This window comes from Bhargavaea sp. GQ12, assembly GCF_059758705.1.
Window position 1 is genome coordinate 1 of sequence record NZ_JCAXEU010000035.1, and the last position, 6798, is coordinate 6798.

The following is a 6798-nucleotide window of genomic DNA, read 5'->3' on the forward strand; positions in this document are numbered from 1 at the left end:
TTTCTTTCTCCCTTCCTCAAGTACCAGTTTGCACACGTACTCTTTAAGCTCTGGCTTATATACTTTACCCATTACGGACACGTCCTTTTTATTGTTATGAGAAGCTTATCAAATGACAGGTTCCGTGTCCGTTTTTAATACTAACCCCAATTAATTTCGTCATTCGCTGGCAATTCATCCGCGAATGACGAGACCGGAGGCGTGAACGATGAAATTGAGCCCATGAATGACGAAATTGAGCCCATGAATGACGAGACTGCCGCTTGGCTTCTCTGGCAGTCCGTCATATGAAAAAGCGATGCATCGCGGGCATCGCTTTTCATCATCGTTTCTTTAAAGCACTTTCTCGAGGAAGTCCTTTGCCCGGTCCGTCTTCGGATTTCCGAAGAATTCTTCCGGAGTGCCTTCTTCGACCAGTTTGCCCTGGTCGAGGAACAGCACACGGTCGGCCACTTCACGGGCAAAGCCCATTTCGTGGGTGACGACGATCATCGTCATGCCGCTTTTTGCGAGGTCCTTCATGACGTCCAGCACTTCCTTGACCATCTCCGGGTCAAGGGCCGACGTCGGTTCGTCGAACAGCATAAGCTTCGGTTCCATGGCGAGCGCGCGGGCGATGGCGACGCGCTGCTTCTGGCCGCCCGACAAGCTTGCCGGATAGGAATCAGCCTTTTCGGAAAGGCCGACGCGCTTGAGGAGGGTGCGTGCCTTTTCCTCCGCCTGTGCTTTTGTTTCTCCCTTTACTTTCATCGGCGCATAAGTCAGGTTGCCGAGGACGGTAAGGTGGGGGAACAGGTGGAAGTGCTGGAACACCATGCCGATGTCCTGTCGCGCGGCGCGGATATCGGTCTTTTTATCAGTGATGTCAAAGCCTGCGATGTCGACGGTGCCGCCGGTCGGCTCCTCCAGCTTGTTGAGGCATCGGAGGAACGTCGATTTGCCTGAGCCTGAAGGGCCGATGATGGCAATGACCTGGCCCGTATCCACTTCTGTTGAGATGCCTTTGAGGACTTCCAGGTCACCGAATGATTTGACGAGTCCTTTAACGGATATCACTTGCCTTCAGCCTCCTTTCGATTCTGCGTCCGATGAGTGTGAGGATCATGACGAGGACCCAGTAGATGAGTCCGACAAAGAGCAGCGGCTCGAACTGACGATACATGCTGGCACCGACGACCTGCGCCCGGCGCATGAGGTCGAGGTAGCCGATCGTCGAAACGAGCGCGGATTCCTTGGTGAGTGTGATGACTTCATTCATCAGCGCGGGCAGGATGTTTTTGAACGCCTGCGGCAGGATGATGTCCTTCATCATCGCGCGGTACGGAACGCCGAGCGCCTGTGCGGCTTCCAGCTGGCCTTTGTCGACCGCCTGGATGCCGGCACGGATGATTTCTGAAATATAGGCCGCGGAGTTCAGCCCGAATGCCGTGATTGCCGAGAGGAACGGCGTGATGTCGTAGCCCGTCAGCTGAGGAACGGCAAAGTAGATCAGCATCAGCTGGAGGATCAGCGGCGTCCCGCGGAAGATGGACGTATAGGCGATTGCGAATGCCCGGAGCGGAGCGGGGCCGCTGATCTTGAACAGGGCAAGCACTGTCCCGATCAGCGCACCGATCACGAGGGCGACCGCGACAAACTTCAGCGTTACCCAGATGCCTTCCAGCATATAGGGGATATATGGGGTCATTTGCGTGAAATCAAGGTTCATGATGGTTTCAACTCTTTTCTGTCATCCCGTACTGACGGGAGATTGGGATAGGAAAAGGGGCTGCCGGTTAAAGGGCAACCCCTGCCGCAAGGCTTATTCCTGGTCGGTCAGCCACTTGTCTTTCAGTTCCTGGAGGGAACCGTCTTCTTCCATTTCGGCAAGGACTTTATTCACGTCCTCAACGAGGTCGCTGTCTTTAGGGAAGGCGACCGCCATGCCCGGAGAGCTGGTGGTCGGGTCGTCGAATCCGCCGAGGCCCTGTTCTTCTACATGGCCGACTGCAACGGATTTATCCATATAAGCAGCATCGATACGTCCTGTTTTGAGTTCTTGGATAAGGAGAAGGGAGTTGTCGAGCGATTTGAGTTCGAAGTTGATCCCTTCATTTTCCTTCAGGCGTTTGGCGCCGTCTTCCTGAATTGTGCCGAGCTGGACGCCGACTGTCTTGCCTTCGAGGTCTTCGATGGACTTGATGTCAGAATCCGCTGTTGTGACAAAGAATTCACCGGAGCGGTTGTACTCGGTCGAGAAGTCGACGTTCTGCTTTCGCTCATCGGTCGCGCTCATGCCGGAGAGGACCATGTCGACACGCCCTGTGTTGAGTGCGCCGATCAGGCCGTCGAATTTCATGTCGTTAATCTCCAGTTCGTAACCGAGTTCCTCAGCGATATGGTTTGCAAGGTCAATGTCGAATCCGATTTCCTTGCCTGCTTCGTCCCGGTATTCAAATGGAGGGAAGTCGGCGGATGTCCCCATCTTCAGGACTTTTGTTTCCGCATTGTCCGCGGATGTGTCCGCTGTGTCGCCGGATGCGGAATCTCCGCCCGAGCCGCAGGCTGCGAGGAAAAGTGCCGCGGATGCAACTGATGCAAATAGTGCTTTCTTAAACATGTATAAAACCCCCGTTGTATGTATATTTATTCGTTAAAATGATTATAGACTGTTAGACCCACGGTGTAAAGTGCAAATTCATGAAAAAAGCCGATTTCTTATGGGAAATCGGCTTCATACAGCAGGGGGCGGGTGAGATGTTGATGATCTTTGGTGAAACGTTGATTACGTTCGTTGAAACATTGATTAAGTTCATTGAGACATTGACGAACAGACGCGGATCCTAATCCTAATCTCTCGGCTCTCCGATGAGGAGGTCCAGCTCCACGGTGATTTCAGCGGATTCACGGTCCAGAAATCTTGAGACAGCCTCCGGATCCGGAGACCAGGAAAGCGGGGTCATGCGCACCAGGTCTTCAAGCTGCGCACGCCCAAGAAGGACGGAGTAGCGGAGAGGAACCGTTTCCGTGCGGCGGAAATGCCGGTCGAACAATTCAACCGTTCCTTCATTGGAATACGTCCGGCGCTCATCTGTATAAAGGGCTTCCCGAAGCTCACGGAGATAGCCGGCGCCCGGCACGGCTTTAATCAACCTGCCGCCGGGGGCAAGCATGCGCGCAAACTCCTCGTAGTTGGACGGGGAGAGGATATTCAGGATGGTATGGATGGATCCATCCGCAAACGGCGACTGGGCCAGGTCGCCGACGAGCCATACCGCATCCTGAAAGTCCCTGGCCGCCAGCTGGACGCCTTCCTTCGCGATGTCGAGCCCTGCCCCGGTTATATCCGGGTCATCGAGCTCTTCCAGGATCTTGTGCAGGTGAGTGCCTTCGCCGCAGCCGATATCTGCAATGATGCCAGGCTCTGAAGCAGGAAGAGGCACTTCCCGGACCAGGTCCGCCGCCGCTTTATGGAACGGGGCATACAATCCGCTTTCCAGCATGATGCGCCGTCTCGCCTCGAACAGTTCCTTATTATAATGACCGGCCGCGGGCCGGGTCAGCACATTGACATAACCCTGTTTCGCAAAGTCGAACGAATGGTTTTCCGGACAGAGGAGCCGACCGCCCTCCTCGACTTGGACCGGATTTCCGCAGACCGGACATTTCAGCGCGTGCGCAATCCGTGCCGCCCGCATTGCTCCGTCGATCCTTTTTGACATGTGAGCACCTTCTTTTCCGTACAGTTTGGTGGTTGACCTGATTCTAACAGGTTTCGCAGTCTGGCCAAAGCGGGTCCTGTGAAATTCCGACACAAATCCGCCTTTCTTTTCCGGTTACAGATCTGAAGACAGGGGTAGAAGAAAGAAGTAGGAAATAAGAAGGATTTTCCATTCAGTTGAGGAGTTGGAATCATGTTTTTGGCGTGGAGAGAGATCAGACAAAATAAACTCCGGTTTGCACTTGTGACTGCTGTGTTGCTGCTTGTGTCATATCTTGTGTTCTTCCTGTCCGGGCTGGCAAGCGGTCTTGCGGGATTGAACCGTGAGGCGGTCGACAAGTGGCAGGCGGACGGCATCTACCTGACCGCTGAGTCGGATAAGAGCCTGAACCAGTCGATGATGGAATCGGACCTGGCAGATGAAATCGAGGCTGACGAAACGGCGGTGCTCGCACAGACGAATCTGATCGCCGATAACGGCGATGTGAAAAGCGGAGTCGCGCTGTTCGGGATCCGTCCGGATGAATTCATCATGCCAGAGCCGACTGAAGGCGAGGAATTCTCGGAGGAGTTCGAGGTAATCGCCTCGGATAGCCTGAAAGAAGAAGGATTTTCCGTCGGGGATGAGCTGGAGCTTTCCGGATCTGATGAAACATTGACGATAACGGGCTTCACGGATGAGGCACGATTTAATGCAGCGCCGGTCTTATATATGGATCTTGAAGATTTCGAAAAAGTCCGTCCGGGTGCCTCGGCAATGAGTACCCAGGAGACTCCTGAAGGGCCACCGGCTGAAGGGAGTCAGGGACCAGTTGCAGAAGAAGTGGATCAGCCTGACATGGTGAATGCGATTGTCGTGAAAGGCGGCCAGCCTAATGACGTGCCGGATGATCTCGAGTATATCGAGTCTGAGATATTTATCGAAAACCTTCCCGGCTACACTGAGCAGAACCTGACATTGACATTCATGATCTACTTCCTGTTCGCGATCTCAGCGGCGGTCGTGGCGATCTTCCTGTATGTGCTGACGGTCCAGAAAATCAGCATGTTCGGCGTCATGAAAGCCCAGGGTATCTCAAGCGGCTATCTGTCCCGATCTGTCATCGCGCAGACATTCATTCTGGCGGTAATCGGCGTGCTGATCGGATTCGGCTTGACGGTGCTGACGGGACAGTTTCTGCCAGCGGCCGTGCCGGTTTCATTTGACTACGGCATGATGGCGATCTACGGTGCCGTACTGATTGCTGTCGCCGTTCTCGGTGCGCTCGTGTCGGTCTGGACGATTGTGAAAATTGACCCGCTGGAGGCGATCTCGGGATGACGGAACATGTATTGCAGTTGGAAGAAGTAACGAAGACGTTCGGTTCGGGAAGGACGGAGGTCCGTGCGCTGAAGGAAACATCACTTGAAGTAAAGCGGGGAGAAGTGATCGCAATCATCGGGCCTTCGGGTTCCGGCAAGTCGACGCTCCTGACCATTGCAGGAGGGCTTCAGGGACCGACAGAGGGAGAAGTGCGGATTGCGGGTGAGCGGATCACCGAACTCGGAGAAAAGGACCGCTCCAAAGTCCGGCTTGAGCATGTCGGGTTTATCCTCCAGTCCTCGAACCTTGTTCCTTTCCTGACCGTTTCCGATCAGCTGAAGCTGCTGGATAAAGTCAAGAAGGGCAATATGACCAAGGAGGAGCGGGACGGCCTCCTGGAGGAGCTGGGAATAACGAAGCTCACGAAAAAATACCCCAATGACCTGTCGGGCGGGGAGAGACAGCGCGTCGCGATTGCAAAAGCGCTCTACTCCAACCCATCCCTTCTGCTGGCCGATGAGCCGACCGCATCGCTGGACTCGGACCGGGCATTTGAGGTGATGAAGCTTCTGAAAAGCGCGGCCGTGAAGAAAAACGCAGCAACCATCGTCGTAACCCACGATACGCGGCTGACCGATTATGTGGATAAAGTCTACAAGATGGTTGATGGCGTTCTGCATCTGGAATCTGAAAATGGCGGTGCAAAGCCGCTTGAAGAAGGGCGGACGGATTTCCTGGAGGAAGGCGGGAATGAAGATGGCATTTGACTATGACCTGGATTTTGACAATATCGATTTCCGGGAACGTCCCGATCTGTATCGTGTCGGAAAGGGCGAGCAGGGCGTGCTTCTCGTCGAACCGTACAAAGGAGAACTCCTTCCTCACTGGCGGTTCCGCACGCCGGACATTGCCAAAAAGTCAGCCGAGACGCTTTATGAGATGTTCGAGGACTACCGGAAGAAAGATGACTTTGTCGGCATGGACATGGCACGCAAATTCATCCAGATGGGCTATACGAGGGCCCGGAGATACACCAATTACAAGGGCGGCCGGAAGTACAAGGAAGACGGGACGACACATGAGCGGATCGAGGATCCTGTAAAGGCCGAATCTGCTGCCATCTTCAAAGAGTACTGGGACCGAATACGTGAAGACGAAGACTATCTCGGACACAAAAAAGACCATCAGAAAAAATACGGATGATGCATAATGGCAATGGAATCTCCCCATACTATCTGTGATTACGAAAAGGATGGGGGATTCGCCAATGGGTGTCATGAATGACAATCCGAAAAATGAACCGCTGCATTACGGTGAAGTCGTCGGTATTTGGGCTTATGTCGCTGCGAACAATGGTTTGATTAGCATGTACGAAGCCTTTGTGAATCATGCAGGCGACAAGGAACTGATCGGTGTGATTGAGGATTCCATCAAGATGATGAAGTCTGAAAACACAGCGGTCGAGAAGATTCTGAAGGAAAACGGCGTGACACCGCCGCCGGCGCTGCCGTCACGCGGGAAAGCTTCTTCCGAGGATATTCCGGCAGGCGCCAAGTTTGCAGACCAGGAAATCGCTGCGATCCTCGGCGTCAACGCCGGCCAGGGCCTCGTGTCCTGCAGCCAGGTGATGGGTCAGTGCAGCCGCGAAGATGTGGCAGCGAATTTTGCGCGGTTCCATGCCGACCGCGCCACGACCGGAGCCAAGCTGCTCCGTCTCACGAAGCAAAAAGGTTGGCTCGTCACGCCGCCGCTCCATCAGCAAAAAAGCAGCTGAACGAAAGCGCTCCGCCTCGGC

8 protein-coding genes are annotated in these 6798 nt (G+C 54.3%); 4 read left to right on the forward strand and 4 right to left on the reverse strand.

Annotated features, from left to right (window positions below):
- Window positions 1–333: 333 nt before the first annotated feature.
- From AC6CHQ_RS16100 to AC6CHQ_RS16115, 4 genes are all read right to left on the reverse strand, one after another.
- Window positions 334–1056 (reverse strand): amino acid ABC transporter ATP-binding protein, encoded by a 723-nt coding sequence (locus AC6CHQ_RS16100; protein WP_424236766.1) that lies wholly within the window; start codon window positions 1054–1056, stop codon window positions 334–336.
- Complete coding sequence (locus AC6CHQ_RS16105) at window positions 1043–1708, reverse strand: amino acid ABC transporter permease (protein ID WP_424236765.1); 666 nt, start codon at window positions 1706–1708, stop codon at window positions 1043–1045. The genes AC6CHQ_RS16100 and AC6CHQ_RS16105 overlap by 14 nt, the downstream gene beginning before the upstream one ends.
- Window positions 1709–1801: 93 nt before the next feature.
- Entirely contained in the window at window positions 1802–2599 is a 798-nt protein-coding gene (locus AC6CHQ_RS16110; RefSeq protein ID WP_498082061.1) for an ABC transporter substrate-binding protein, read from the reverse strand.
- A gap of 229 nt (window positions 2600–2828) precedes the next feature.
- Window positions 2829–3701, reverse strand: a complete 873-nt coding sequence (locus AC6CHQ_RS16115; protein ID WP_424236763.1) for a putative RNA methyltransferase — start codon at window positions 3699–3701, stop codon at window positions 2829–2831.
- A 192-nt stretch (window positions 3702–3893) separates the two neighbouring features.
- Here AC6CHQ_RS16115 and AC6CHQ_RS16120 point away from each other — a divergent pair, with 192 nt between their 5' ends.
- The 4 genes from AC6CHQ_RS16120 to AC6CHQ_RS16135 all read left to right on the forward strand — a co-directional run bounded on the left by AC6CHQ_RS16120 (window position 3894) and on the right by AC6CHQ_RS16135 (window position 6777).
- Window positions 3894–5021: an ABC transporter permease gene (locus tag AC6CHQ_RS16120; RefSeq protein WP_251239981.1), complete on the forward strand. Its 1128-nt coding sequence runs from the start codon at window positions 3894–3896 to the stop codon at window positions 5019–5021.
- Window positions 5018–5770: an ABC transporter ATP-binding protein gene (locus AC6CHQ_RS16125; RefSeq protein WP_251239980.1), complete on the forward strand. Its 753-nt coding sequence runs from the start codon at window positions 5018–5020 to the stop codon at window positions 5768–5770. The genes AC6CHQ_RS16120 and AC6CHQ_RS16125 overlap by 4 nt, the downstream gene beginning before the upstream one ends.
- Complete coding sequence (locus AC6CHQ_RS16130; protein ID WP_498082063.1) at window positions 5760–6206, forward strand: DUF4385 domain-containing protein; 447 nt, start codon at window positions 5760–5762, stop codon at window positions 6204–6206. The genes AC6CHQ_RS16125 and AC6CHQ_RS16130 overlap by 11 nt, the downstream gene beginning before the upstream one ends.
- Window positions 6207–6270: 64 nt before the next feature.
- Window positions 6271–6777, forward strand: a complete 507-nt coding sequence (locus AC6CHQ_RS16135) for a DUF3231 family protein (RefSeq protein ID WP_498082062.1) — start codon at window positions 6271–6273, stop codon at window positions 6775–6777.
- Window positions 6778–6798: the final 21 nt, after the last annotated feature.

What these genes read in the sequence shown, in the direction of transcription:
- AC6CHQ_RS16105 (WP_424236765.1), bottom strand. Translation starts at nt 1,708, where the DNA reads ATGAACCTTGATTTCACGCAAATGACCCCATATATCCCCTATATGCTG.
- AC6CHQ_RS16110 (WP_498082061.1), bottom strand. Translation starts at nt 2,599, where the DNA reads ATGTTTAAGAAAGCACTATTTGCATCAGTTGCATCCGCGGCACTTTTC.
- AC6CHQ_RS16115 (WP_424236763.1), bottom strand. Translation starts at nt 3,701, where the DNA reads ATGTCAAAAAGGATCGACGGAGCAATGCGGGCGGCACGGATTGCGCAC.
- AC6CHQ_RS16120 (WP_251239981.1), top strand. Translation starts at nt 3,894, where the DNA reads ATGTTTTTGGCGTGGAGAGAGATCAGACAAAATAAACTCCGGTTTGCA.
- AC6CHQ_RS16125 (WP_251239980.1), top strand. Translation starts at nt 5,018, where the DNA reads ATGACGGAACATGTATTGCAGTTGGAAGAAGTAACGAAGACGTTCGGT.
- AC6CHQ_RS16130 (WP_498082063.1), top strand. Translation starts at nt 5,760, where the DNA reads ATGGCATTTGACTATGACCTGGATTTTGACAATATCGATTTCCGGGAA.
- AC6CHQ_RS16135 (WP_498082062.1), top strand. Translation starts at nt 6,271, where the DNA reads ATGGGTGTCATGAATGACAATCCGAAAAATGAACCGCTGCATTACGGT.